The organism is Streptomyces sp. NPDC008139 (assembly GCF_042957025.1).
Taxonomy (GTDB): Bacteria; Actinomycetota; Actinomycetes; order Streptomycetales; family Streptomycetaceae; genus Actinacidiphila.
Map to the genome: position 1 here is coordinate 20,339 of NZ_JBIBHM010000019.1, position 25,419 is coordinate 45,757.

Annotated in this window: 19 protein-coding genes and 1 pseudogene; 7 read left to right on the forward strand and 13 right to left on the reverse strand. The window is 72.8% G+C overall.

All coding sequences use genetic code 11. The features are described 5' to 3' along the window. Positions 1–6: 6 nt before the first annotated feature. Positions 7–1,227 carry an acyl-CoA dehydrogenase family protein gene (locus ACFZBB_RS31520; RefSeq protein ID WP_391129621.1) on the forward strand — a complete coding sequence of 407 codons (1,221 nt, stop codon included), beginning with the start codon at positions 7–9 and terminating at the stop codon, positions 1,225–1,227. A 109-nt stretch (positions 1,228–1,336) separates the two neighbouring features. Here ACFZBB_RS31520 and ACFZBB_RS31525 read toward each other — a convergent pair whose 3' ends face one another. The 4 genes and pseudogenes from ACFZBB_RS31525 to ACFZBB_RS31540 all read right to left on the reverse strand — a co-directional run. Next, positions 1,337–2,320: a zinc-binding dehydrogenase gene (locus ACFZBB_RS31525; RefSeq protein ID WP_391129623.1), complete on the reverse strand. Its 984-nt coding sequence runs from the start codon at positions 2,318–2,320 to the stop codon at positions 1,337–1,339. Positions 2,321–2,338: 18 nt separating this feature from the next. Then, positions 2,339–2,962: a TetR family transcriptional regulator gene (locus ACFZBB_RS31530; protein ID WP_391129626.1), complete on the reverse strand. Its 624-nt coding sequence runs from the start codon at positions 2,960–2,962 to the stop codon at positions 2,339–2,341. Positions 2,963–3,074: 112 nt separating this feature from the next. Next, the gene (locus ACFZBB_RS31535; RefSeq protein WP_391129630.1) at positions 3,075–4,739 is read right to left on the reverse strand and encodes an AMP-binding protein; all 1,665 of its coding nucleotides are present in this window, start codon (positions 4,737–4,739) and stop codon (positions 3,075–3,077) included. Between the two features lie 149 nt (positions 4,740–4,888). Next, positions 4,889–5,650, reverse strand: a pseudogene (locus tag ACFZBB_RS31540) (SDR family oxidoreductase); the annotation flags it as partial. Between the two features lie 243 nt (positions 5,651–5,893). On the opposite strand from ACFZBB_RS31540, the gene ACFZBB_RS31545 reads away from it, so the two are divergent. Further along, positions 5,894–7,351, forward strand: coding sequence for a serine-threonine protein kinase (locus tag ACFZBB_RS31545; protein ID WP_391129633.1), 1,458 nt, complete (start codon positions 5,894–5,896; stop codon positions 7,349–7,351). Positions 7,352–7,411: 60 nt separating this feature from the next. On the opposite strand, the gene ACFZBB_RS31550 is transcribed toward ACFZBB_RS31545, so the two are convergent. Both ACFZBB_RS31550 and ACFZBB_RS31555 read right to left on the reverse strand, forming a co-directional pair. Continuing rightward, on the reverse strand, positions 7,412–10,186 hold the full coding sequence (locus ACFZBB_RS31550) for a penicillin acylase family protein (protein WP_391129636.1): 2,775 nt from the start codon (positions 10,184–10,186) through the stop codon (positions 7,412–7,414). A 187-nt stretch (positions 10,187–10,373) separates the two neighbouring features. Continuing rightward, positions 10,374–11,117, reverse strand: a complete 744-nt coding sequence (locus ACFZBB_RS31555) for a methyltransferase domain-containing protein (protein ID WP_391129639.1) — start codon at positions 11,115–11,117, stop codon at positions 10,374–10,376. 405 nt (positions 11,118–11,522) lie between these two features. On the opposite strand from ACFZBB_RS31555, the gene ACFZBB_RS31560 reads away from it, so the two are divergent. Further along, a complete protein-coding gene (locus tag ACFZBB_RS31560; protein WP_391129642.1) occupies positions 11,523–12,962 on the forward strand; it encodes an amidase family protein in 1,440 nt (479 codons plus the stop codon). A 167-nt stretch (positions 12,963–13,129) separates the two neighbouring features. Continuing rightward, on the forward strand, positions 13,130–13,591 hold the full coding sequence (locus ACFZBB_RS31565) for a MaoC/PaaZ C-terminal domain-containing protein (protein ID WP_391129644.1): 462 nt from the start codon (positions 13,130–13,132) through the stop codon (positions 13,589–13,591). Positions 13,592–13,654: 63 nt separating this feature from the next. Here ACFZBB_RS31565 and ACFZBB_RS31570 read toward each other — a convergent pair whose 3' ends face one another. After that, complete coding sequence (locus ACFZBB_RS31570; RefSeq protein WP_391048514.1) at positions 13,655–14,269, reverse strand: TetR family transcriptional regulator; 615 nt, start codon at positions 14,267–14,269, stop codon at positions 13,655–13,657. A gap of 212 nt (positions 14,270–14,481) precedes the next feature. Then, the gene (locus tag ACFZBB_RS31575; protein ID WP_391129647.1) at positions 14,482–15,636 is read right to left on the reverse strand and encodes an acyl-CoA dehydrogenase family protein; all 1,155 of its coding nucleotides are present in this window, start codon (positions 15,634–15,636) and stop codon (positions 14,482–14,484) included. Between the two features lie 89 nt (positions 15,637–15,725). Here ACFZBB_RS31575 and ACFZBB_RS31580 point away from each other — a divergent pair, with 89 nt between their 5' ends. Together ACFZBB_RS31580 and ACFZBB_RS31585 are read left to right on the forward strand one after the other, a co-directional pair. Then, complete coding sequence (locus ACFZBB_RS31580; protein ID WP_391129651.1) at positions 15,726–16,379, forward strand: TetR family transcriptional regulator; 654 nt, start codon at positions 15,726–15,728, stop codon at positions 16,377–16,379. An 81-nt stretch (positions 16,380–16,460) separates the two neighbouring features. Beyond that, positions 16,461–17,006: a DUF402 domain-containing protein gene (locus ACFZBB_RS31585; RefSeq protein WP_391129654.1), complete on the forward strand. Its 546-nt coding sequence runs from the start codon at positions 16,461–16,463 to the stop codon at positions 17,004–17,006. Positions 17,007–17,087: 81 nt separating this feature from the next. Here the strand turns inward: ACFZBB_RS31585 and ACFZBB_RS31590 are convergent, their stop codons facing one another. From ACFZBB_RS31590 to ACFZBB_RS31610, 5 genes are all read right to left on the reverse strand, one after another. Continuing rightward, positions 17,088–18,170, reverse strand: a complete 1,083-nt coding sequence (locus tag ACFZBB_RS31590) for a zinc-binding dehydrogenase (RefSeq protein ID WP_391129657.1) — start codon at positions 18,168–18,170, stop codon at positions 17,088–17,090. 255 nt (positions 18,171–18,425) lie between these two features. Continuing rightward, positions 18,426–19,826, reverse strand: a complete 1,401-nt coding sequence (locus ACFZBB_RS31595) for an aldehyde dehydrogenase family protein (RefSeq protein WP_391129843.1) — start codon at positions 19,824–19,826, stop codon at positions 18,426–18,428. A gap of 301 nt (positions 19,827–20,127) precedes the next feature. Continuing rightward, positions 20,128–22,368: a molybdopterin-dependent oxidoreductase gene (locus tag ACFZBB_RS31600; protein WP_391129660.1), complete on the reverse strand. Its 2,241-nt coding sequence runs from the start codon at positions 22,366–22,368 to the stop codon at positions 20,128–20,130. A gap of 225 nt (positions 22,369–22,593) precedes the next feature. After that, positions 22,594–23,199 carry a TetR family transcriptional regulator gene (locus ACFZBB_RS31605; protein WP_391129663.1) on the reverse strand — a complete coding sequence of 202 codons (606 nt, stop codon included), beginning with the start codon at positions 23,197–23,199 and terminating at the stop codon, positions 22,594–22,596. A 7-nt stretch (positions 23,200–23,206) separates the two neighbouring features. Then, positions 23,207–23,860: a TetR family transcriptional regulator gene (locus ACFZBB_RS31610; RefSeq protein WP_391129666.1), complete on the reverse strand. Its 654-nt coding sequence runs from the start codon at positions 23,858–23,860 to the stop codon at positions 23,207–23,209. 142 nt (positions 23,861–24,002) lie between these two features. Between ACFZBB_RS31610 and ACFZBB_RS31615 the strand changes: the two genes are divergently transcribed. Beyond that, positions 24,003–25,418 carry a DHA2 family efflux MFS transporter permease subunit gene (locus ACFZBB_RS31615; RefSeq protein WP_391129669.1) on the forward strand — a complete coding sequence of 472 codons (1,416 nt, stop codon included), beginning with the start codon at positions 24,003–24,005 and terminating at the stop codon, positions 25,416–25,418. Position 25,419: the final 1 nt, after the last annotated feature.

The following is a 25,419-nucleotide window of genomic DNA, read 5'->3' on the forward strand; positions in this document are numbered from 1 at the left end:
GCAGCCATGGAATTCGCCTTCGACACCCGTACCGAGGAACTGCGGTCGCGGCTGACCGCGTTCCTCGACGAGCACGTCTACCCCGCTGAGCCGGTCTTCGCCGAGCAGCGCGCCGAGGCCACGGGGGACGACCGGTGGACCGCGCCGCCCGTGGTGGAGGACCTCAAGGCCGAGGCCAGGCGGCAGGGCCTGTGGAATCTCTTCCTGCCCGGCGAGCACGGCGCGGGACTGACCAACCTCCAGTACGCGCCGCTCGCCGAACTCACCGGCCGCAGCCCCCACTTGGCCCCGCCCGCCCTCAACTGCGCCGCTCCCGACACCGGCAACATGGAAGTCCTCAGCGAATTCGGCACCCCCGCCCAGCGCAAGGAGTGGCTGGAGCCGCTGCTCGCCGGGGAGATCAGGTCCGCCTTCGCGATGACCGAGCCGGACGTCGCCTCCTCCGACGCCACCAACATCGAGACGCGGATCGTACGGGACGGCGACTCGTACGTGATCAACGGCCGCAAGTGGTACATCTCCGGGGCGATGAACCCCAAGTGCGCGATCTTCATCGTCATGGGCAAGACCGACCCGGACGCCGAACGGCACCGCCAGCAGAGCCAGATCCTCGTGCCGCGCGACACCCCCGGCATCGAAGTACGGCGCGGCATGCGGGTGTTCGGCTTCGACGACGGCGACCACGGCGGTCACGCCGAGATCGTCTTCCACGACGTGCGCGTGCCCGCCGAGAATCTGATCGGCGAGGAGGGCGGCGGCTTCGCCATCGCCCAGGCCCGGCTCGGCCCCGGCCGCATCCACCACTGCATGCGGCTGATCGGCATGGCCGAGCGCGCCCTTGAACTCATGTGCCGCCGCGCCGCCTCCCGCGTCGCCTTCGGCAAGCCGCTCGCCGCCCAGGGCGTGGTCCAGGAGTGGATCGCCGAAGCCCGCGTGGAGATCGAGCAGTTGCGGCTCCTCGTCCTCAAGACGGCCTGGCTCATGGACACCGTCGGCAACCAGGGCGCCCACACCGAGATCCAGTCCATCAAGATCGCCACCCCCGTCGCCGTCCAGCGCATCGTCGACCGCGCCATCCAGGTCCACGGCGCCGGCGGCGTCAGCCAGGACTTCCCCCTGTCCCAACTCTTCGCCGCCGCCCGTAGCCTGCGGCTCGCGGACGGACCCGACGAGGTCCACAAGCGCTCACTCGCCCGCCGCGAGCTGAAGAAGTACCTGACCCCGTAGAGGGGGCCGCGCCCGCGCTGGGCGGTACGCCGGTGTCTTGAGCGGCCCACCGCACAGGGGTACCTCCGCGGTGGGCGGCGCGCCGGTCTTTTCAGGGGCGCTGGGGGCGTTACGGCCGGACGACCAGCCGGCCGATCGTCTTGCCGTCCGCGACGCGTTGAACGGCCTCGGCGGCGCCGTCGAAAGCCACCCGCTCGCTCACGAGGGGGCGGACGGCCCCGGAAGCCGCCAGCTCGCAGAGCGCCTCGTGGGCCTGGCGGACCGCCACCGGATCGTGGGTGTTGTAGAGCCCCCAGTGGAGGCCGAGGATGGCGTAGTTCTTGACGAGGGCGTGGCTGAGCGCGGGCGCGGGGACGGTGCCGCCGGCGAAGCCGACGACGACGATGCGCCCTTCGAAGGCGACGCACTTGGTGGACTTGGTGTAGGAGTCGCCGCCGACGGGGTCGAAGACGACGTTGGCGCCGCGTCCGGCGGTGGCTTCCTTGACGACGGCGACGAAGTCCTCCGCGTGCCGGTCCACGACGATGTCGGCGCCGAGCTCACGGGCGGCCTCGGCCTTGTCGGGGCCGCCGACGACACCGATGACGGTGGCGCCCGCGGCCTTGCCGAGCTGGACGGCGGCGCTGCCGACACCGCCCGCGGCGGCGTGCACGAGCAGGGTCTCGCCGGGCCTGAGGGCGGCGCGGCGGTGCAGGGCGAACCAGCCGGTCTGGTAGCCGATGTGGAGGGCGGCGGCCTCGGCGTCGTCCAGGGCCTCGGGCGCGGGCAGCACCCCGGCGGCGGGGACGACGGCGTATTCGGCGAAGGCGCCGCGCGGCAGGGCGGCGGGCGTGATGACGCGGGCGCCGGTGTCCAGGTCCGTGACCCCTTCACCGACGGCGACGACCTCGCCGCAGAATTCCACGCCGGGTGTGAACGGCAGCGGCGGCCGGATCTGGTAGGTGCCCCGGCAGAGCATCGCGTCGGGGAAGTTGACCCCGGCGGCGCGTACCCGCAGCAGCACCTCGCCGGGACCCGGCTCCGGGGTGGGGACTTCGTCGAGGCGCATCGCCTCGCGCGGCTCGCCGTTCTCGTGCACGCGCCATGCCTTCACGTCAAAGCTCCCAGCGGGTCAGTGCCGCCGCACCGAGTGCAGCAGCAGGTCGGAGAATTCGGTGGCGACCTGCTCGGCGGAGAGCGGGCCCTCCGCGTGGTACCAGGTGCCGAGGTGGTGCACGGAGCCGAAGAAGAAGTCGACCACGAGGTCGGGCCGCAGGTCGGGGCGGAAGTGGCCGCCGCGCTGGCCCTCCTCGATCAGGGAGCGGAACTTCTCGTGGTAGCGGCGGCGTTCGGCACGTACCGCCTTCTGCTTCTCCGGGGCGAGCTGGTGGATGGAGCGGAAGAAGATCTTGGTGTCGTCCAGGTTCTGGATGCTGGTGACGACGACGTCGGCGGCGGCCTCGGCGAGCCGGTCGGGCACGGAGGTGTCGCGGGCGGCGATGGCGTCGAGACGTTCGGTCTGGAGCCGCAGCACCCGGCCGTAGATCTCGTGCAGCAGGTCGTCCTTGGAGCCGAAGTAGTGGTAGAGCGCGCCCTTGGTGACCCCGGCGGCCTCCACGATCTCCTGGACGGAGGTGCGGTCGTAGCCGCGCTCGGCGAAGAGCCGGGTGGCCTCGGCGAGCAGCCGCTCGGGTACCGCGGCGGTGCCGCCCTCGCCGGAGCCGCCGCTCCCGCCGCCCGTCGCATTGCGTGCCATGGCCTGACCTCTTTCCGTACCCACGTGCCCACGTATCCCCGTACCGACCTGCCGGTGAACCGATGTGGCGCCGTACCGACAAAGCGACGCGCATTCCGGCCGGTAGGGAACCCTATCCGGCCCGGACCTTGAGTTCGCGCCGGAGGATCTTCCCGGTGGCCGTCTTGGGGAGGTCGCCGAGCACCTCGACCTCGCGCGGGTATTTGAAGGCGGCGAGCCGGTCCTTGCAGTAGGCGACGATCTCCTCGGGCCCCGCGGTGGCGCCGGGCCGCAGGCTGACGTACGCCTTGACGCTCTCGCCGCGGTAGGCGTCGCGGACGCCGACGACCGCCGCCTCGCGGACCGCGGGGTGGGTGTAGAGGACGTCCTCGACTTCGCGCGGCCAGACCTTGAAGCCGGACGCGTTGATCATGTCCTTCTTGCGGTCGACGACGTAGAGCCAGCCGTCCTCGTCCATGAAGCCGATGTCGCCGGTCAGCAGCTCGCCGCCGGGCAGGGCCGCCGCGGACTCCTCCGGCCGGTTCCAGTAGCCCGGTACGACCATCGGTCCGGTGACGGCGATCTCGCCGGATTCACCGAAGGGCACCTCGGCGCCCGTGTCGTCCAGGATCCGGACCATCGTGCCGGGTCCCGGAACGCCGACGGCGAGGGTGCCGGACGCGGGGTCGACGGGGGCCTCGGTGCCGGGCGGGACGCTGGCGCAGGGGGCCGTGCACTCGGTGAGGCCGTATCCGTTGGCGAGGTAGAGGCCGCCGGAGCGGGCGCGGAAGCCCTCCACCACGGCGGGCGGCAGCGGCGCGCCGCCCGAGGAGATCAGCCGGAAGGACGCGAAGTCCGCGGCGTCGGCGTCGGGCCTGGCCAGCAGCGCCATGAAGGCGGTGGACGGGCCGACGGTGTACGTCGGGCGGTGCTCGCGGAAGGCGTCGAGCACCACGCCCGGCTCGAAGCGGTACGCGAGGACGACGGTGTGGCCCCCCGCCAGCCCGGCCGACAACTGGCAGACCATGCCGGTGATGTGGAAGAGCGGCGCGAGCGCGAAGATGACGGCGTCGGCGGCGAAGCCCTGGACGCGCACCTGCCGGTGGGCGTTGAAGGAGATGTTGCCGTGCGTGTTGAGCGCGCCCTTGGGCTTGCCGCTGGTGCCCGAGGTGTAGCTGATCAGCGCGATGTCGGAGGCGGCGGGCAGGGGGACGTCGGGTCGCGGTCCGGCCGCGGCGCGGGCGGCGGTGAGCACGTCGTCCGCTCCCTCACCGGCCTGCGCGGGCGGCCGTTCCCCGGTCAGTACGCGGCTGTCGTCGCGCGTCTGGAGGTCGAATTCGCTGGCGGTCAGCGCGATACGGACCGGCGAGTCGACGACGGTGGCGCGGACGTATCCCTGCCAGGCGCGCTCCGAGCAGAGGATCGCGGCGGCCCCGGCGTCGGTCAGGATGTGCGCCAACTCGCCCTGCTTGTACATGGGGTTGACCGGGATGACGGTGCCGCCCGCCTTCCACGCGGCGAGCAGGCCGACGACGAACTGCGGCACATTCTGCAGCATGATCGCGAGGCGGTCGCCGGGCGCGAAGCCGTGCGCGGCCAGATGCCGCGCCAACCCGTCGGAGAGGGCGTCGAGTTCGCGGTAGCTCAGCGCGCCGTCGAAGTAGGCGAGCGCGCGGTGGTCGGGTATCCGCGCGGCGACGTCCAGGAAGGTGTGCAGGACGGACGGCGGGTGCTCGACGTCCTCGCGCTGCTCGTCGGTGAAGTGCTTGAGCCAGGGCTGGTCGGCGTAGGTGGTCATGCCGATTCCCCTTCCCGCGCGAGGGCGTTGGCGGATTCCGTGGTCTGCACGGCTTTCCCGGTCTCCTCGACTTTCCCGGCGTTCTCGGCTCTCCCGGTGTCCTCGGCTCTCCCGGCCTTCCCCGCGCCCTCGGCCTGTCCGGCTTCCTTCGCCCGCAACTCCTCGTAGGTGCGCTGGAGTTTGTTCATGCCGCGGAGCCAGCGGCCGGGTTCCGCGGCGCGGGCCGCGTAATAACCGGCGACCTCGGGGTGCGGCAGGATCAGGAAACGGTCGGCCGCGATGCCGTCGAGCACCGCCTGGGCGACGTCCTCCGGCTCGATGGCGTTCGGCGCGAGCACGAGGTCGCCCGCGACCCCGGTGGAGCGGAGCATCGCGGTGCGCACGCCCTGCGGGCACACCGCGTGCACGTGGACGCCGCGGTGCCGGTAGGTGAGCGAGAGCCATTCGGCGAAGGCGAGCGCGCCGTGCTTGGTGACCGAGTACGGGGCCGCGCCGATCATCGTCAGCAGTCCGGCGGCCGAGACGGTGGACACAAAGCGCCCCTGTCCGCGCTCCAGCCATTCGGGGAGCAGCGCGCGGGCGGCGCGGACGTGGCTCATGACGTTGACGTCCCAGGCCAGCTCCCAGGCGGCGTCGTCCGCCTCGGGGCCGCCGCCGGTGCCGACCCCGGCGTTGGCGCAGAAGATGTCGACGCCGCCGCCGAGCGCGGTGCGGGCGGCGGGCACGATGCCGGAGGCGTCGCCGGGGACGACAGCCGCGCCGATCTCGTCGGCGACCGCGCGGGCGGCGTCCGCGTCCAGGTCGTTCACCACGACCCGGGCGCCCTCGGCGGCGAATCTGCGGGCGAGGGCGGCTCCGATGCCGCCGCCCGCCCCGGTGACGACCACCCGGGCGCCGCGCACTGCTTCCACGACCACGATCGTGTCTCCTTCGACTCGACTCGGCTCCTTCGCATACTAAGCGGTCGGTCACACAATCCGGTAGTGCCGGGCCGGGCGCCGGGGGCGGGCCCGGTACGCCGGGGCGCGGCGCCCGGCCGCGCGCCGTGTACGTAGCCGGTGCGTATTCAGCCGCCCGGGGGATGGACGACACCGGGCCCTCTCGGGATGATGCGGGCGAACCACACCATCACGGCGTATTTCCAGGGGGGCACCATGGCCGTGAACAGCGCCTCAGTGACCGGCACCTCAGTGACCAGCGTCCGGCCGTACTGGGACCTGACCTTCGACGCGGACGGCGACCCCGACCCCCGGCAGCGGGACGCGCTGCTGGAGGCGGTCGGGGACCGGACCGATCTGGTGGTCTTCTCCCACGGCTGGAACAACGACGTCGCCACCGCGTCCGCGCTCTACGACGGCTTCTTCGGCTACTTCCCCGGCCTGCTGGCCGCCGCGCCGGACCTCCGCTTCGGCTACGTCGGCGTGCACTGGCCGTCGATGCGCTTCAGCGACGAGCCCATCCCCGACTTCCCGCGCACCTCCCCGACGCTCGCCGCGCCCGTGGCGGACGGCGCCGCCGCGTCGGGCGCCGCGCTCGACCCCCTGACCAGGGCCGCGCTGGGCGACGTCTTCCCCGGCAGCGGACCGACGCTCGACCGGATCGCGGAACTGCTGGCCGAGCGGCCGGAAGCGCCCGAGCGGCTGGACGAATTCGCCGCGCTGGTCCGTACGCTCACCGGACTGCCGCCGAGTCCGGGCGCTGCCGCACAGGGTCGCGCCGCACCGGGTCCCGCCGCCCAAGGCGTCGCCGCCCAGAGCCTCCTCGCCGACGACATGGGCACCGCGCCGGGCGCCGAGCCGCTCCTCTTCACCCAGGACCCCGTCATCACCTGCCTCTCACTGGCCGACGCCCTGGCGACAGCGGGCGCCGAGGTCGCCCCTGCCCAACCCGTCTCCGGCGAGGCGCTGTTCGGCGGGCTCGGCCGGCGCGTGTGGGACGGCGCCAAGGAGTTGCTGCGGCAGGCCACGTACTACGCGATGAAGCGGCGCGCGGGGACCGTCGGGCAGCGCGGGCTCGGGCCGCTGCTCGGGGTGCTGGCGCGCGGGGCGCCCTCGGTCGGGGTCCATCTGATCGGGCACAGCTTCGGCGCGCGGCTGGTGTCCTTCGCCCTGGACGGCATGCCGTCCACCATCCGGGTCTCGTCGGTGACCCTGCTCCAAGGGGCCCTCTCGCACTACGCGTTCAGCGGCCCGCAGCCCTTCGACGCGCGGGGCGGGGCGCTGCACGGCAGGCAACAGCGGGTCACCGGGCCCCTGATGGCCTGCCATTCGCGGCACGACCAGGCGCTCGGCGTGTTCTACCCGCTGGCCTCGCGGCTCGCGGGTGAGGACGAGTCGCTGCTCGGCGACCTCGCCCACGCGGGAGCGGATCTGCTCGGCTTCGGCGAGCGCTGGGGCGCACTGGGCCACGACGGCTTCCAAGCTCTGGACGGCGCACCGGAGTTGACTCTGGAGCTGGCCCTGGCCGGTGAGCTGCCGAGGACCGGCTGCGTCAGCGTGGACGCGTCCTCGGTGGTGTGCTCGGGCGGGCCGCCGTCCGGCGCGCACAGTGACATCTGCCACGAGGAGCTGGCCCGCCTGGTGCTGCGCGCCGCGGGCCGGATCCCCGGCTGAGGACCCGGCCCGCGACTGTCACCGCGAACCGCTCAAGGGCTCATCCCTGAGCGGGACGTGTCACCTGTGTGACGGGAATTCCACCACCTGCTGGAAGGTGGGCCGGTTCTGCCACGCGATCCGGTCGTCCGTGACGCCGCCCAGCGGACGCTGGACGATCGAGTCGGCGCACCACTGGTCGCCGGCGGAGCAGCCGCTGTCGTCGGCCGGGTAGACGGTGGCCGCCGGGACGGCCGCCGCCTGCTTCAGCGTGGACAGCAACATGTCGCGGCAGGCGGTCAGTTGGCCGCCGCCGCAGTACGTCTGGTCGAGCGCGCCCTGCACCGGCTTGCCGAGCACCTTGCGCAGATCCTTGTCGGCGTACGACCACCAGCCGTACTGGAAGGCGCTGCCCGCGTGCGAGCCGGTCGGCCCGTGTCCCGCGGACGGCGACTCGTCGATCGCGAGGTTCGCGGCCAGCGCGTTGTAGAGGTCGCTGCCGAGGCCGGGCTGGAACTCGCCCGCGATCAGCAGCGGCCACCACGCGTCCATCACCCGTACCGCGTCCGCGTTGGCGTACGTGTGCGAGCCGGGCGAGGTCTCGTGCCGCTTGGTGCCCGCCGTGCTCCACGCCTCCAACTGCTGTACGGCGGTGGCCTCCTGGGGATCGGTAACCGGTGCGCTGTGGATCACCTGGAGCAGGTCGGGCAGGACGTCCTCACCGCGCAGGTCGGTGAGCGCCGCGTCCGCCATGGCCTTGGTGAGCGCGGCGCGGGTGACGCCGCCCGCCTGGGTGAGCGCCTTCACCCGGTCCTCCAGCAGGTCGGCGCGGTGCACGGAGCCGTTGCCGAAGCCCGCCGAGGTGTACCCCTTGGCCTGCTTGTTGTTCCACGACACGTAGTAGTCCTGGTCGACGGACTGCGGATGCTGCGCGGGCGGGGTGTAGGAGGCGGTGTTGGTCACCGGGTCCCAGCCGCGCCAGTCGTAGGGGCCTTGCGCCCACACCGGGAACGACGGGTCCACGCCGTCCGCCCTGACCGGGTTGGTGCCGCTGTTGTAGTACGCGGTGTGCTGGGAGTCCGCGTAGAACCAGTTGAAGGTGTAGTTGATGTCCTGCGTCGCCCGCTGGAACGAGGCGGCGTCGTGCACGAAGCCGGGGTCGTTCAGCTCCTGGAAGCCCAGGATCGAGTCGGCCTCGTGCCGGTACGAACTGCGCAGCGCCGTATAGGCGACGGCCTTGCCGCCGACGGTCGCCCGGTACTGCACCGGGCCGTACGCCGTGCGCCAGACCTGCATGCGGTACGAGCCCGCCGCCGTGGAGTCGGCGACGGTCGGCGACCAGGAGTTGGTGCGTTCCAGCTTCTCCATCGGCACGCACGCGCCGTGCAGCACATAGTGCGTGGAGTCCTGGCACAGCTCCACGGCGTAGGTGTCGGTGACGTCCTGGCTCGCGGAGGTCGCGCTCCAGGCGTAGTCCTGGCCTCGGCCGAGTTCCACGTACATGCCCAGGCCCGCGAAGGACGCGCCGCGCGCGCTGATGCCGGGGCCCTGCAACTCCTGGAGCATCAGCAACTGTGGCGCGAAATAGCCGGTTTGCGGACCGAAGACGGCGACCGGGTGGCCGCTGGCGGTGTGCGCGCCGCTGACCACGAGAGCGTTGGACATTCCCTTCTTCGTGGCGTCGCCGGAGAAGAGGTTGCTCGGCAGCACTCCGGGGCTCTTGGTGGTGGCCTGCTTGGCACCGCCGGTCGCGTCGTAGACCAGCGGCTCCGGTACGACCGAACCGGCGTCGGGCAGCGCCTGGCCCTTGGCCTGCGCGGGCTTGCCGGCGTACGGGAAGCTGCTGCCGTCGTGCACGGTGGGCGTGGCCTCGGGGTCGTCCCGCTCGCGGAAGGACTCCCAGACCTTGGTGCCCTCGGCGACCCCGTACTTCTGCTGCGCGGCCAGCAGCGACAGCGCGGACTCCACCTCTCCGCCGCCGCCGGTGCCGAACAGGGCGCCGATCACCGAGGCGAGCGCGATCATGTCGGTGAGCTGGAACGGGTCGATCGTGCCCGCGTTGGTGATCGCGTCCATGTGCCCGGTGAGGACGTACTCGCCGGGGAAGTAACGGCCGTTCTTGGCCTGCGTGATGTAGGCGTTGATGCCGTCGACGTACGCCTGCGCGTCGGCGAGCGCCTGCTGGCCGCGGGCGCCGCCGCTGTTCGCCAGCCGGGTGACCTGGTCCTGGAGGTCGGCCTCGGTGTACGGGGCCTGCCGCCAGAACTCCTGCTCCAGGCCGCGGTTGGCCGCAGCGCCGCCCGCGAACGACGACAGCTCGCCGCGTCCGACGTGCCGGAAGAGGTCCATCAGCCACAGCCGGTCCTGCGCCGCCGCGTATCCGGCGCCGTACTCCGTGCCCTGCCTGGTCGTGCCCTTGATGTGGGGGACGCCCGTCGCCTTGTCACGGGTGATCGTCACGTCCGAGCGCGGGCTGATCACCGAGGCGACCTGGCCCGAAGGGACGCCGAAGGACGAGCTGTTGAAGAAGTTGCCGATGGTCGCGTCGGTCAGCCCTTGGTATCCGTCGGCGAGCGACGAATACGGTCCGAGCTGGTCAGAGGTGTGCGCGGGGCGTGTCCCGAGCACCTTGTTCGCCAGGATGTCCGCGAGCGTGGCGTTGCCGTTCTCGCCCGGCGGCAGAATGTCCGAGCACTGTCCCGCGCAGTAGTCGCCCGAGTTGTCCGCGGCCTGCGCCGCCAGCGGCAACGGGGCCACCAAGGTGGCCCCGAGCGCCAGCAGCGCCGCGGCTGTCGCCGTTCTCCACTTGCCGATCCTGCCCAGCTTGCCGATCCGTCGTGGGGTCCGCAGCGGCATGTCTGCTCCTTCCGGATACCAGTCCCCGGACGTTACCGCCGGTATCTCCTCCCCGGAAGATGAACATGCGTCAGCTTTTCACTTCTCCCACATCCCGCCGCCCCCCGACTCCCGCAGCCGCGGGGGGAGGGCGGGCGCGCGTCGGAGTGAGCGGGCGCGCGTCGCGGTCAGCGGGCGCGCGTCGCGGTCAGCGGGGGCGCAGGACGAAGACGCCCCAGCCGAAGTAGCGCTTGCCGTAGGTGAGATGGCCGCGCCGCTGGTGGTCGAGGAATTCGCGCATGGCCGGTACGTCGGGGTGGTCGGCGGGGGTGCGGCGGAGCCATTCGGAGATCGCGAACCACTGGGGCGCGTAGTAGCGATCCCAGCTGTCGCCGTCGGCCAGCACCATTTCGACCAGGTCGACGCCCGCCGCCTCGAAGCGGTCCAGGGTGCCGCTGAGCGACACGAAGTCGTCCGGTTCGGTGCCGAGTGCCTCGTACGCTTCCTCCGGCGGTGTCTCGTGCCAGTACGGCTCGCCGATCAGCATCAGTCCGCCGGGGCGCAGGGCGGGCCGCAGCAGCTCGATCGTGCCCGCGAGGCCGTCCCCGATCCAGGTGGCGCCCAGGCACGAGGCGATGTCGAAGGCGGCGGGCTCCGGCTGGTATTTCCCGGCGTCGCCCCGCTCGAAGCTCACGCTCTCCGAAACGCCGAATTCCGCGGCCCGCTCGCGCGCCGCCGTCAGGAAGACCTCGCTGAGGTCGACGCCGATACCGCTCGTGCCGTACCGCTTCGCCCAGCCGGCCAGCATCTCGCCCTTCCCGCAGGCGAGGTCGAGGTGCCGCTGCCCCTCCTTCAACCGGCAGATCTCACCGAGCAGCCGCAGCTTCTCCTGGCTGAGGGGGTTGAGGATGCGGTTGTCCGCCTCGGCGATCTCGTGGTGGCGCAGGCTCATGTGGCTCCTTGGCGGTGCTGGTCGTTCACAGGCGGCTCGGGCGTTCGCGATGGTCCCCGATCGGGATGGCGGGTGCCACTCGTTTTGGCCCGTCGGCTCCGCTCCATAGTGGCCGACGGCGGGGCGACGGCCGCCACCGGTCGGCAGGCGCCACCGGTCGACGGCCGCCACCGGTCGGCAGGCGCCACCGGTCGGCAGGCGCCACCGGTCGACGGCCGCCACCGGTCGACGGGCGCCACCGGTCGGCAGGCGTCACCGCCACTGGGCCGTGGTCATCAGGCGTGACGGGTCCCGGGCGGTGACCGGGTCCGCCGAGGGGCTGGTCGCTACCCGCCGGTAGTGCGAGGATCGCGGCGCACGACGCGTGGCGCACGGCGGTACGAGCGGCGGAAGGCGGGAGCGGGCATGGCCCAGTTGCACGATCTGACGGCGGTGGAGCAGGCGGCGGCGGTACGTGAGGGGGCGGTGTCGCCGGTCGAGTTGACCGAGCACTATCTGGAGCGGATCGACCGGCTCGACGCGACGCTCGGCGCGTTCATCACCGTGACGCCGGAGGTCGCCCGCAAGCAGGCGGCGGAGGCCGAGGCGTGGGCGCTGGCCGCGCGGCGCGAGGGCGCGGCCGACGAACTGCCCGTGCTCCACGGCGTCCCGGTGCCGATCAAAGACCTGAATCTGGTGGCGGGCGTGCGCTGCACCTTCGGTTCCGCGGCCTTCGCGGAGCACGTACCCGACGCCGAGGACCATGTGGCGGCCCGGCTGCGCAAGGCGGGCACGATTCTGCTCGGCAAGACCAACACCCCCGAGTTCGGGCTGCCCTGCTACACCGAGAACCGGCTGGCGCCCCCCGCCCGCACACCCTGGGACCTGGACCGGTCGGCGGGCGGTTCGAGCGGTGGCGCCGGGGCGGCGGTGGCGGGCGGCCTCGCGCCGGTCGCGCAGGGCAGCGACGGCGGCGGCTCGATCCGTATCCCGTCCTCGGTTTGCGGGCTGTTCGGCGTAAAACCGAGCCGCGGCCGGGTCAGCGGCGGTCCCGTCCTGCACGACGTGAGCGGGCTCAGTACGTCGGGCCCGATCGCCCGTACCGTCGCCGACGCGGCGGCGCTGCTCGACATCCTCGCGGGCCCCGAGCCCGGCGCACCGTACGGGACGCCGTCGCTGCCGCCCGGCGAGACCTTCTTCTCCCACGCCCACCGCGAGCCGGGGCCGCTGCGCGTGGTGGCGCTCGCGGATCCGCCGGTGCCGGGCGTCGCGCTGCACCCCGACTGCCGGGCCGCGCTCGACGGCGCGGCGGGGCTGCTGCGCGAACTGGGCCACGACGTGGACGAGATGGCGCTGCCGGTGGACGACTCGGTGCGGCAGGCGTTCAACGCGGTCTGGTCGGTGATGGCCGCGGCCCGGCCGGTCGCGCCGGGCGACGAGCACTTGCTGATGCCGCTGACCCGGCATCTGCGGGCGGCGGGCGGCAAGGTGTCGGGCCTGGACTTCGCGGGCGCCCTCTACGTCTTCCGCATGCTCGGCCAGCTCATCGCGGACGCGCTCCTGACGTCGTACGACGTGATCCTGACACCGACGCTCGCGCAGCCGCCCGCCCTGGTCGGGGGCATGCGCGACGACGCGGACCCGACGGCCGAATTCGACGCGATGGCCGCCTTCACGCCCTTCACCCCGCTGTACAACGCGACGGGTCAGCCCGCGGTCAGCGTCCCGCTGCACTGGACGGACGCGGGGCTGCCGATCGGCGTGATGCTGGGCGGGCGGTACGGCGACGAGGCGACGCTGGTGTCGCTGTCGGCGCAGTTGGAACGGGCCAGGCCGTGGGCGGGGCGGCGGCCGGAGGTCTGGTAGCGGCGCGGGAGCCGGGGGTACGGGATCGGCGGCCGGGCGGCGCGAGGGGCGGCCGACCGCGCGGCGGCGATTGACACCCGGCGGCCCCCGAACCATGCTGAGAGTCGCTGAGCAAGCGCTTAGAAACCCGTAGCGCGCCGTACCGGACCGCCCCTGGAGGCCACCCCATGTCGCAGCCCCGCATCTTCGCTTCGCCGGACGAACTGCGCGCCGCCGTCGGCGAACAGCTCGGCTGGACCGAGTGGCAGGAGATCGACCAGAAGCGGATCGACCTGTTCGCCGAGGCCACCGGGGACCGCCAGTGGATCCACGTCGACGCGGAGAAGGCGGCGCTCGGCCCGTTCGGCACGACCATCGCGCACGGCTATCTGACGCTCTCCCTGATCCCGTCCCTCACCCCGCAGCTCCTGCTGGTCGAGGGCGTGAAGATGGGCGTCAACTACGGCGTGAACAAGGTGCGTTTCCCCGCTCCCGTACCGGTCGGCTCCCGGCTCCGCGCGACCGCCGAGGTCGCGGAGGTCACCGAGGTGGGCGGCGGCATCCAGCTCGTGACGAAGGTGACCATCGAGCGCGAGGGCGGCGACAAGCCGGTGTGCGTGGCGGAGACGGTGGCCCGCTTCTATCTGTAGATCTGAAGATCTGTAGATGTGTTCGGGCAGCCATCCGTGGACGCGTTCGGTCGGGCCGCGCCCTCAGGCCGTGGGCCGCACCATGCGCAGCACGAGGTCGGCGTAGAGCGCGCCGACCTCGTCCGGTGTCCTGCGGCCCTCGGGGTTGAACCAGCGGGCCACGTCGATGCAGAGCGACAGCACGGCGAGCGTGGTCCCGGAGACCTCGGGGACGTCGAATTCGCCCGCCGTCACGCCGTCCTTGATGATCGTGCGGATCGCGTCCTCGCTCTGCCGCCGCAGCGCCACGATCTCCGCGTGGTGCTCGGGGGCGAGCGCGCCCAGTTCGTACTGCACGACCCGCCCGGTCGTGTGGTGCTCGGCGTGCCAGCGTACGAAGGCACGTACGGCGCTCTCCAGCCGTTCGGCCGCGCTGCCGTCGCCGTCCCTGGCCTCGGAGAGCATGGCGAGCGAGCGCAGGTGGCCGACCTTGCTGATCTGGTAGAGCAGTTCCTCTTTGGTCTTGTAGTGGATGTAGAGCGCGGCGGGGCTCATGCCCGCGCGCCCGGCGATGTCGCGGGTGGTCGTGGCGTGGTAGCCGCGCTCGGCGAACGCCTGCACCGCCGCGATCACCAGCCGCCTCGCGGCGTCGGGGCTGATGTCCCCCCAGGCCTCGCCGGTTGTCGCCTCGACGCTCATCGCACGCTCCTCACCGCCGGTCACAGCCGCCACCCTATCGCGGGGCTGAGCAAGCGCTTAGATACTAAGCGGTCGCTCGTCACTTGTCGTGACCAGGGCAGGGGGGACGTCGAGGCAGGACGTCGAAGCGGTACGGGGGCGCGGTGCGTGGAAGCGATACGGGTGCCGTACGGGGAGTACGGTACGGGTGCGTACAGGCGCGCGGCCTGCGGTCAGAACGCCGATACGCCGGTCAGCGCCCGTCCGATCAGCAGCTTGTGTATCTGGCTGGTGCCTTCGTACAGCGTCATGACCCGCGCGTCCCGCAGCAGCTTGCCCGCCGGGTACTCGTCGATGTAGCCGTAGCCGCCGAAGACCTGGAGGGCGTTGTTGGCGCAGCGCACGGCGGCCTCGCTCGCGTAGAGCTTGGCGACCGAGGACTCGGTGGCGAAGGGCAGCCCGCGGTCGATCAGGTCGGCGACCCGCCAGGTGAGCAGCCGGGCCGCGTCCACGTCCACCGCGATGTCGGCGAGCAGTTCCTGGACGAGCTGGCGCCCGGCGATCGGCGCGCCGAACTGCTCGCGCTCCCCCGCGTACGCCACCGCCGCGTCCAAACACGCCTGGGCGATGCCCACGCAGCCCGCCGCGACCGACATCCGCCCTTTGGCCAGCGCGGACATCGCCACGGAGAAGCCCTTGCCCTCGGGCGCGAGCATCGCGGAGGCCGGGACGCGGACCCCGTCGAGGACCAGCTCGGCCGTCGCCTGGCCGCGCAGCCCGAGCTTGCCGTGGATCTCGCGGCGGGTCAGGCCCGCCGTGTCGGTCGCCACAAGGAACGCGCTGACGCCCTTGTGCCCCTCGTCGGCGTGGCCGGTGCGGGCGAAGAGCAGGACGACATCGGCCCAGGTGCCGTTGGTGATGAACATCTTGCTGCCGGTGATCACGTACGAGTCGCCGTCGCGTACCGCGCGGGTGGTGAGATTCGCGGCGTCCGAACCGGTGCCTGGCTCGGTCAGCCCGAAGCAGCCGACCGCATCGCCCGAGGTGAGCCGGGGCAGCCACGCGCGCTTGTGCTCCTCGCTCCCCCAGTGCGCGATCGACTTGGCGACCAGGCCGAGCGAGACGGAGACGATCCCGCGCACGGAGGAGTCGCCGCGGCCCAGCTCCTCGGTCACCAGGCAGTAGGCGAGGTGGTCGCCGCCGGAGCCGCCGTACTCCTCGTCGACGGTCAGCCCCAGGAAACCGAGCGCGCCGAGCTTCTTCACGATGGCGCGGTCCACGCTCTCGGCGCGGTCCCACGCCACCGCGTTCGGCGTGATCTCGCGCTCGGTGAAGTCCCTGGCCAGCTCCTTGACGGCGGCCTGCTCCTCGGTCAGCTCAAGGTTCACTGCGTCGTCACCGCATCCCATGATCGTCCGGACGATCCCTCGAAACTACCACCGCTAGTTTTCGGGTGGCAGCCTCTACTATGTGCCGCATGGCCCGCCCCCGCAAGCCCCTGCTCAGCCGCGACCGGATCGTCACGGCGGCCCTCGCCCTCATCGACGAGGAGGGTCTGGCTGCCCTGTCCACCCGGCGGCTCGCGGCCGAGCTGGGCGTGAGCGGGCCTTCCCTCTACAACCACTTCGCCACCAAGGAAGCCATCCTCGACGCGGCGGCCGACACCGTCGTCACCCAGGTCGACCTGTCGATGTTCGGTGACGGCAGGGACTGGCGGCAGGCGCTGCTCGACTGGGGTCGCTCCTACCGCGCCGCCCTCACCGACCACCCGCACATCGTGCCGTTCCTCGCCATCGGGCCCGGCCTGCGGCCCGCCGGGCTCCGAATGGCCGACGCCGTCTTCGGCGGCATGGTCGAGGCGGGCTGGCCGCCCGCCCACGCCACCCGGATCGGCGCCCTCATGCGCTACTTCGTCACCGGCTCCGCGCTCGGCTCCTTCGCGGGCGGCTTCGTCGGCGACGCGGACGTCTACGACCCCGCCGACTATCCGCACCTCGGCCAGGCCCACCTTCTCGCCAAGCACCAGCGCCAGATCGACAGCGGCGCCTTCGAGACGGGGTTGCGCGCGCTGATCGACGGTCTGGCCGTGCAGTTCGAGGCGCTCGCGGGCCCGGAAACCGCCCCGGCGTGAGCCCCGGCGGGGGTTGCCTCCGTTGCCTCCTGGCGGGAAACCCGGGGGCGGACCGGCCGCGCCTGCTGACAGGATGGCGCCATGTCAGAACCGGTCCAGCAGGGCCCCGAGCCCGACTTCGTCCAGGTCAACTACCGCAAATACGACGGCGCTCTGCACTGGAATCTGCGGATGCGGCGGCTCGGTGAGGACGAGCACGGCGTATGGCTCGGCCTCCCCGGCTTCGGCCTGGTGCGCAAGGGCCACAACCCCCAGGTCCCGATCCCCGAGGCGCACATCATCCTCTTCCCGCGCGACGCCTGGTGGACGGCGACCTTCAACGCCGCGCCCCGCCGCACCGAGATCTACTGCGACATCACCACCCCGCCGCGGTGGCCGTCCCCCGCCGAGGTCACCATGGTCGACCTCGACCTGGACGTCCTGCTCAAGCGCGGCGCCGACCTGCCGATCCTCGTCGACGAGGACGAATTCGCCGAGCACCAGGTGCGGTACGGCTACCCCGCCGATGTGATCGGCGCCGCCGAATCCGCCGCCGCGTGGCTGATGACGGCGGTGGCGGAGGGCACCGGTCCCTTCGACGGCACCCACCGGCACTGGCTGGCGATGGTCGACGACGCGCAGGCGTAGGCGTACGCGTAGACGTACGCCTAGGGACGCGCTCGCTGACAGCGGTGGGTTCGCGGTCCTGCGGGAATCCGGCCCGACCGGTCAGAAGACCACCAGCGCCCGGCCGCCGCGCCCGGCGGTCATCGCCTCGAACGCCGCCGGGATGTCGTCGAGCGTGATGCGGTCGGTGACCATGGCGGACAGGTCGAGGCGGCCCGCCCGTACGTGCTCGGCGAGCACCGGCAGATCCACGGCCGGGTCGCAGTTTCCGTACACGCAGCCGGAGAGCGTGCGGCCGAAGTAGAAGAGTTCCAGCGCGGTGAAGGTGACCTGCTGGTCCTGGCCGCCGATGCCGACCACCGTCGTACGGCCGCCGCGGCGGGTGGAGGACCAGGCGGTGCGGATGGTGTCGGCGCGGCCCACGCACTCGATGGCCGCGTCGGCGCCGAAGCCGTCGGTGAGCTTGCGGATCCGCTTGGCCGTGTCGTCGCCGGAGACGACGAAGTCGGTGGCGCCGGCCGCCCGCGCCAGTTCCTCCTTGGCGGGCGCGACATCGACCGCGATGATCCGCTCGGCGCCCGCGATCCGCGCCGACTGGAGCACGGCGAGCCCCACGCCGCCGACCCCGTAGACGGCGACGCTCTCGCCGGTACGGATCCGCGCCGAGTGGTGCACCGCGCCGTAGCCGGTGAGTACGGCGCAGCCGAGCAGCGCGGCGTCGGTGAGCGGGACGCCGTCGGGGAGCGGAAGGACCGCGCCCGCGGCGACCACGGTCTCCTCGGCGAAGACGGCAGTGCCCAGGCCCGGGTAGAGCGGACTGCCGTCGGCGGCCAGCGTCGCGTACGGACTGGCGGCTGCCGTGGCGGAGTTGGCGCACAGCCAGGGCTCGGCGAGGCCGCAGAAGTGGCAGTCGCCGCAGGCGGGCGCCCAGTTGAGGACCACGCGGTCACCGGGGGCGAGATGGCCGACGCCGTCTCCGACCGACACCACCGTGCCCGCGCCCTCGTGGCCGAGGACGGCGGGTACCGGCTGGCGCAGCGTCCCGTTGGACAGCGACAGGTCGGAGTGGCAGACGCCCGCCGCCGCCAGCCGGACCCGGACCTGTCCGGGGCCGGGGTCGGGCAGCTCGATGTCGGCGACGGCCAGCGGCGCGTTGACGGCGGGCAGGACGGCTGCGCGTACCACGAGGTCTCCTGAGTGCGGGGCTGCGAGCGGATCCGGATGCGGACGGATGCGGTCGGGGGCTGAAGGATGCGGTCGGACGCCGGTGCGGACGAGTGGGCGTGAGCGGGGTGGGGCAACGGGCCGGTCGGACCGGGTCGGCCGGGTCGGCCGGGGTGATCCTGGTCGACCGAGTCGACCGAGTCGACCGAGTCGGCCCGAACGGGTCGGGAGGTTCAGGCGGTTCGGGCGGTTCGGGCAGGTCGGGCGGTCCTGCGGTCAGAACTGGAGCGACTTCGTCTGGAGGTACTCCGCCAGCCCGTGCGCGCCCAGCTCGCGGCCGACTCCGGACTGCTTGTAACCGCCGAAGGGCGCCAGCGGGTTGAACCGGCCGCCGTTGATGTCGACCTGTCCGGTGTCCATCCGGCGGGCGAAGGCGACGGCCTCCGCGTCGTCGGCGCCCCAGACCGCGCCCGCGAGCCCGTAGACCGTGCCGTTGGCGATGCGCAGGGCGTCGTCCTCGTCCTCATACCTGATCAGGGCGACGACCGGGCCGAAGATCTCCTCCTGGGCGATCGTCATACCGGGGTCGACGTCGGCGAAGACGGTGGGGCGTACGTAGTAGCCGGTCTCCAGTCCGTCCGGCGCGTCGGGGCCGCCGACGACGATCCGCGCGCCTTCCGCGGCGCCGCGCCGTATGTAGCCGCGCACCCGCTCGCGCTGCTTGGCGTTGACGACCGGGCCGAGCCGTTCGCCGGGTACGTACTTGGCGGCTGCCGCGGTGGCCGCCTCGACGGCTTCGTCGTAGCGCGCGGAGTCGACGAGGATCCGGGTCCAGGCGCTGCATGTCTGGCCGGAGTTGGCGAAGACGTTGGCGATGCCGACGTTGACGGCGCGGGCGAGGTCGGCGCCGGGGAGGATGACGTTCGCGGACTTTCCGCCCAGTTCGAGCGCGACGCGCTTGACGGCGGCGCCCGCGGTGGCGCCGATCTGCCGTCCGACCGCGGTGGAACCGGTGAAGGAGACCATGTCCACGCCGGGGTGCTCGGCGAGCGCCTGTCCGGCGACCGGGCCGAGGCCGGTGACCAGATTGAAGACTCCGGCGGGGAGCCCGGCCTCGTCGAGGATCGCGGCGAAGAGCTGGGCGACCAGCGGGGTGTCCTCCGCGGGCTTGAGCACCACGGTGCAGCCCGCGGCCAGCGCGGGGGCGGCCTTGGCGACGACCTGGTGCAGCGGGTAGTTCCACGGGGTGATCGCGCCGACGACGCCGACCGGCTCCTGGAACACCCGTGAGTTGCCGACCTGTTCCTCGAAGGCGTACCCGGCGGCGAGCGCGGCGAAGCCGCCCATGACGGCGGTGGGCATGTCGGTGTGGACGGCGGCGGCGAAGGCGGGCGGCGCGCCCAGCTCGGCGGCCACGGTCGCGGCGATCTCCTCGCGGCGCGCCGCCATCAGGTCGCGTACCGCGCCGAGTATCGCGCCGCGTTCCGCGGGCGGGGTGGCCGCCCAGCCGGGCAGGGCGGCGCGCGCGGCGCGTACGGCCTCGTCCACGTCCTCCGCGGTGCCCGCGGGCACCTGTCCGATGACCTTCTCGGTCACCGGGTTGACGACGTCGATCCGGCCGCCGCCCGCGGCGGGGCGCCATTTCCCGCCGATGTACTGGGCGTCGCGCGATGTCACCAGGTCCTGTGCGCCCTCTGCCGTACCGTCCACCGTTGCTGCCCTCCGGGGTCACCGCTCTGCGTCCGACGCCCAAACTAGCGCCGTTAGTTTTTTGTGGCCAGGGTGTGTCGCGTGCCGTCAGTCACGTCGCGCCGGGAACACCCGACGACCCGGGCTCCGCGCGCGGCCGGGCCGGGCTCGTGACGTCCGGCCGCCCTCCCCGGGCGACCCGCGCCCAGGGGTCCCGTGCCCCGCTGTCCGGGTGTCACACCACTCGGCGGCGCCGTGTCACCCGGCCGTGTCACGGGCGCGGCGCGGGTCAGCGGACGGCCTCCATCCGTATCGGGAATCCGTTGAGCACCGCCGTGCCGGAGAGCGGGTCGAGCCGCGTGCCGTCGAGCAACTGGTTGACGTTGACGCCCGGTTCGCGGGCCGCCTCGGTCAGCCGGGTGCCCTCGCGGTCGTGACCCCAGCCGTGCGGCACGCTGACCACTCCGGGGCGCAGCGCGTCGGTGATCTCGACGACCGCGGTGATCTCCCCGCCGTCGCCCTTGATCAGGGCGAGCGCTCCGTCGGCCAGTCCGAGCCGGGCCGCGTCGTCGGGGTGTATCTGCGCCGTGCAGCGGTTGGTGCCGCCGGTGAGCGCGGGCACATTGTGCATCCAGGAGTTGTTGGACCGCAGATGGCGGCGCCCGATGAGGACCAGCCCTTCGCCGTCCGCGCCGCGCGTCACCGCGGCCCGCAGCCGGGGCAGATCGGCGGCAATGGCCTCGGGCGCCAGCTCGACCGTGCCGGACGGTGTCCGCAGCACCTCAGGCACGCGCGGGCGCAGCGGGCCGAGGTCGATGCCGTGCGGCCGGTCCAGGACCCTCGCCAGGGTGAGGCCGTCGGGGTCGGCGCCGAAGCCGTCGCCGTACGGGCCGAGGCGCAACATCATGTCGAGCCGCCGCTCGTATCCGGTGCTCCCGCCGAGCGCGGCGGACAGCTCCGCGACGTCCCAGCCGTGGACCGGCGAGTGCGGGTCGCCGGTCTCGGCGGTGAGCTTGCGGACCACCGCCTGTTCGTCCACGAGCGCGGGGTCGGCTCCCTGCTCCCGGGCCTGGCCCAGGACGGCGAGGATCAGCCGGGCGTGGATCTCCGGTTCGTCCAGCAGCCCGTCCTCCAGCGGCACCGCGGGCGGGCTGTAGCGGACGGTGTTGCGGACCGCGAGGGTGCTGAAGGCGAAGTCGTAGTGCGCGCTCTGCGCGGGCGGAGGCGGCGGCAGCACCACATCGGCGTGGCGCGAGGTCTCGTTGAGATACGGATCGACGCTGACCATGAAGTCCAGGCCGTCCAGGGCGCGGTCGAGCCGCAGGCCGTCGGGGGCGGACAGCACCGGGTTGGCCGCGACCACGACGAGGGCGCGCAGGCGGCCGTCCCCCGGGGTGTCGATCTCCTCGGCGAGGGCGGCGGCGGGCAGTTCGCCCTTGACCTCGGGGTGTCCCGAGACCCGGCTGTGCCAGCGGCCGACGCGGAATCCCTTGCCGGGGCCGGGAGGTCGGGGCGCCCGCGCGGTGGCCGCGAGCGGGAACATGGCGCCGCCCGGTCGGTCCAGATTGCCGGTCAGCGCGTTGAGCACGTCGACCGCCCAGCTCGCCAGGGTGCCGAATTCCACGGCGGTGCTGCCGAGCCGCCCGTAGACCACGGCGCGGTCGGCCGCCGCCAACTCGCGTGCCAGGGCGCGGATGTCGTCGGACGGGACGTCGCAATACGCGGCGACCGCCTCCGGCGCGAAATCCGTCACCAGGTCGCGTACCTCGGCCACGCCGCTGAGCCACGGGGTCAGTTCGCCGGGATCCACGAGTCCTTCGGCGAACAGTGTCCGGACCATGGCGAGCAGCAGGGCCGCGTCGGTGCCGGGCCTGGGCGCCACATGGCGGTCGGCGGCGCGGGCGGTCCTGGTGCGGTGCGGGTCGATGACGACGAGTCTGCCGCCGCGCCGTCGCAGCGCCTTGAGCTTGCCGGGGAAGTCGGCGGCGGTGGCCAGACTGCCGTTGGAGACCAGCGGGTTCGCGCCGATGAGCAGCAGATGGTCGGTGCGGTCCAAGTCGGGCACCGGGATCGCGTTCGGGTCGCCGAAGAGATAGCCGCAGGACACGTGCTTGGGCATCTGGTCGAGCGTGCTCGCGGTGAAGACGCGGCGGGTGCGCAGCGCGCCGATGAGCTGCGCGGGGTAGAGGCCGCCCGCCATCGTGTGCACATTGGGGTTGCCGAGGACGACGCCGACCGCGTCACCGCCGTACGCGCCGGTGACCGCGCCGATCCCGGCGGCGACGGCCGCGTACGCCTCGTCCCACGTCGCCTCGGTCAGCCGGCCCTCGCGGCGCATCAGGGGGCGCCGCAGCCGGTCGGGGTCGGCGTCGAGCGCGCCGAAAGCGGCGCCCTTGGGACAAATGAAGCCCGCGCTGAACACGTCGTCCCGGTCGCCGCGGGCATGCGTCACCCGTCCGTCGTCGACGGACAGCGTGAGGCCGCAGGTGGCCTCGCAGAGCGGACAGATGCGCAGGGCGGTTCGGGTCATCGGGGACTCCCCTGGACGGGCGGCGACGTTGGCGCGCGGTCGTCTTCGACATTACCCGGCGGTACTGACAACGACCCCTGGAGCGGGCATCGGCCCCTTCGAGGGCGGGTGCGGAGGCGCTGCGGGAGCGGGCGCCCGGCCGGCTCGTGGCAGATGCGGGAGACCCGGGGAGGCCCGCGGAGGTGCGGGGAGATCCGGGAAGGGGCGGCGAGGCCCCGGGGGGGGTCAGTCCAGGACGGTCGCGAGATAGGCCCGGATCAGCGCCTTCGTCTCGGAGATCACATCGGGGTCGCCCGACGGGTCGGTGCGGAAGGCGAGTTGCAGCGCGGCGTCCGCCGTCTCGACGGCGATCACCAGGGCCAGCCGCAGCCGGGGTTCCGAGGGGTCGACCGAGAGCCGTTCGCCGAGCAGCGCGGGCAGCCGGTCGGCGAGGTCGTGGTTGGTCTCGCCCGGCACGCCGAAGTCGACCAGCGCGAAACCGGGCGCGGTGCGCTTCATGGCGGTGTACTCGTCGACCAGGATGTTCACCGCCGTGCGCCAGTCGGGGTCGGTGCCGGGCTCCGCGAGACGCGCGGCCGTACGGTCGAGGAATTCGTCGAGGTTGCGGTGGGCGAGGGCGTCCGCGAGGGCGCGCTTGTCGGAGAAGAAACGGTAGACCGACCCGATGGGGACACCCGCGCGGGCGGCGACGGCGCGGGTGCTGAGACGCTCGTAACCGCCCTCGTCCAACAGCCGGGCGCAGGCGTCGAGGATGCGCTCCAGGCGTTCGGTGCTGCGCTGCTGCACCGGTGCGCGGCGCAGTCCGCTGTCGGCGCCCACGGCCCGTGGCACGGCGCCGTCAGCCCTTCGCGGCGAGCGCGTCGAAGAGCTTGCGCAGGTCGGCGAGGGCTTCCGCCAGGGCGGCCGGCGGGTCGTCGGCCCTGACGATCGCCATCGCGCTCTCGCTGAGTCCGCCGTAGAGCATCGACGTCAACGGGTCGGCGGGGCGCTGCGAGATCGCGCCCGCCTTGATGGCGTGCTTCACGCCGCGCAGGGTGAGTTGGCGGCAGTTGACGCCGAGGTCGCGCATCGCCTCCCAGCCGAGCGCGCCCGGAGCGTCGAAGAGCGTGATGCGCTGCACCTCGGGGTCCAAGGACGCCTCCAGATAGGCGCGGCTGCCCTCGTAAACCGCCTCCCACGGGTCGGCGACCTGGAGATACGCGGTCGAGATCCGGTGGGCGAGACGTTCCTGCTCGCGGGTGTAGACGGCGCTGAAGAGCTGCCTCTTGCCGGAGAAGTGGTGGTACAGGGCGCCTTTGGTGACGCCCGCCCGCTCGCAGACCGCGTCCAGCGAGGTGGCCGCGTAGCCCTCGGCGGCGAACAGCGCGCGGGCCGCGGTGAGCAGGTCCTCCACGGTGGCGTCCGACCGTTCGCGCTGCGTGGGGCGTGCCGCCGCCCTGCGGGCCGGGACGGTGCCCGTCCCGCTTCCGGTGCCTGTGCGCGGTGCTGCCACGGCGGCGCCCTCCTGTCGTTCGCGATGCCCTTCCCACCCTAGGGCCTGCCCACTCTTGACACCTACATACCTTCGGTATGTATTTTCATACCATCAGTATGTACTCCCAGTATGTTTCTCGCTTCCAAGACAAGGACGGCCCATGCCCTCCCCCGCTTCCACACTCCCCGCACCGCCCGGCTCAGGACGGAGCCCGGACATCAGACCGGGTCTCGTCCTGCTGCTCAGCGCGGGCGCCACCTTCATCGCGTTCCTCGACGCCACCGTGGTCAACGTCGCTTTCCCCGACCTGGCCAAGAGCTTCCCCGCCGACCGCGTGTCCGACCTGTCGTGGGTCGTGAGCAGCTACGCGGTGCTCTTCGCCGCGCTGCTCACCCCTGCGGGCCGGATAGCCGACGCCTTCGGCCGCAAGCGCGTCTTCCTGCTGTCGCTCACCGGTTTCACGGTCGCCTCCGCCTTGTGCGCCGCCGCGCCCGGCCTGCCCTGGCTGATCGCCGCCCGCGCCCTCCAGGGCGCCGCCGCGGCCGGGATGATCCCGGCCGCGCTCGGGCTGCTGCTCGCCACCACGCCTCCCGCCGGGCTCGCGGCGGCGATCGGCGTCTGGGGCGCCGCGGGCTCGATGGCCAGCGCCGCCGGGCCGAGCCTGGGCGGTCTGCTGGTCGACGCCTTCGGCTGGCGCTCCGTTTTCCTCATCAATGTGCCGGTGGGCATCCTCCTGGTGGCCGCGGGACTGCGCGGCCTGCCGGAACGCACCGGCGCGGAACGGCGGTTGCCCGACCCGCTGGGCACGCTCGCTGTCACCCTGGGCATCGGCCTGCTGGTGCTCGGCCTCAGCAAGGGCAGCGACTGGGGCTGGGCGTCCGCGGCCACTGTGGGCAGCACATTGTGCGGCGCGGCGCTGCTCGTAGTGGCGCTCGTCCGTTCCACGCACGAGGTGACGCCCGCCGTCGAGACCGGCCTGTTCCGCGACCGCACCTTCGCCGTCGCCTCCTGCGCAGCCGCTTTCGCCGGGGCCGCGCTCTTCGCCTGGATGCTCTGCGGACCGCTGTTCCTCACCACCGTGTGGCACTACTCGGTCCTCAAGGCGGGCTTCGCCCTCACACCCGGCGCGCTCACCTCCGCGGTGGCCGCCCTGGTGGTCGGCAAGCGCGCCCGGCCGCACCATCTGCCCGTCGTCGTCGCCGTGTCCATGGCCGCCTTCGCCGCGGTGAGCGTCTGGACCTGGTTCCAACTCGGCACCGACACCCGATTCCTGGCGCTGTGGCTGCCCATGGGCCTGATCGGCGGCGCCGCCTTCGGGGCCACGCTCACCGCCCTGTCCACCGCCGCCGCGACATCGCTGCCGCCCCGGCGGTTCGCCTCGGGGGTCGGCATGACCACCACCGCGCGGCAGTTGGGCGGCGCGCTCGGCGTCGCCGCGACCGCCTCGGTCATCGCCGCCCACGGCCTGGACGGGACGCGGGCGTTCCGCGAGGTGTTCATCGTCTGCGCCGCGCTTGCCGCCGTCGCCGCCGTGGTCGGCCTCGGCCTGACCCGCACCCTCGCCAAGGAGTCCTGAG

Excerpts from the sequence above, each read along its gene's own strand:
- ACFZBB_RS31550 (WP_391129636.1), bottom strand. The coding sequence starts at position 10,186 with ATGCCGCTGCGGACCCCACGACGGATCGGCAAGCTGGGCAGGATCGGC.
- ACFZBB_RS31545 (WP_391129633.1), top strand. The coding sequence starts at position 5,894 with ATGGCCGTGAACAGCGCCTCAGTGACCGGCACCTCAGTGACCAGCGTC.
- ACFZBB_RS31560 (WP_391129642.1), top strand. The coding sequence starts at position 11,523 with ATGGCCCAGTTGCACGATCTGACGGCGGTGGAGCAGGCGGCGGCGGTA.
- ACFZBB_RS31565 (WP_391129644.1), top strand. The coding sequence starts at position 13,130 with ATGTCGCAGCCCCGCATCTTCGCTTCGCCGGACGAACTGCGCGCCGCC.
- ACFZBB_RS31600 (WP_391129660.1), bottom strand. The coding sequence starts at position 22,368 with ATGACCCGAACCGCCCTGCGCATCTGTCCGCTCTGCGAGGCCACCTGC.
- ACFZBB_RS31530 (WP_391129626.1), bottom strand. The coding sequence starts at position 2,962 with ATGGCACGCAATGCGACGGGCGGCGGGAGCGGCGGCTCCGGCGAGGGC.
- ACFZBB_RS31585 (WP_391129654.1), top strand. The coding sequence starts at position 16,461 with ATGTCAGAACCGGTCCAGCAGGGCCCCGAGCCCGACTTCGTCCAGGTC.
- ACFZBB_RS31555 (WP_391129639.1), bottom strand. The coding sequence starts at position 11,117 with ATGAGCCTGCGCCACCACGAGATCGCCGAGGCGGACAACCGCATCCTC.
- ACFZBB_RS31570 (WP_391048514.1), bottom strand. The coding sequence starts at position 14,269 with ATGAGCGTCGAGGCGACAACCGGCGAGGCCTGGGGGGACATCAGCCCC.
- ACFZBB_RS31520 (WP_391129621.1), top strand. The coding sequence starts at position 7 with ATGGAATTCGCCTTCGACACCCGTACCGAGGAACTGCGGTCGCGGCTG.
- ACFZBB_RS31580 (WP_391129651.1), top strand. The coding sequence starts at position 15,726 with ATGGCCCGCCCCCGCAAGCCCCTGCTCAGCCGCGACCGGATCGTCACG.
- ACFZBB_RS31535 (WP_391129630.1), bottom strand. The coding sequence starts at position 4,739 with ATGACCACCTACGCCGACCAGCCCTGGCTCAAGCACTTCACCGACGAG.
- ACFZBB_RS31615 (WP_391129669.1), top strand. The coding sequence starts at position 24,003 with ATGCCCTCCCCCGCTTCCACACTCCCCGCACCGCCCGGCTCAGGACGG.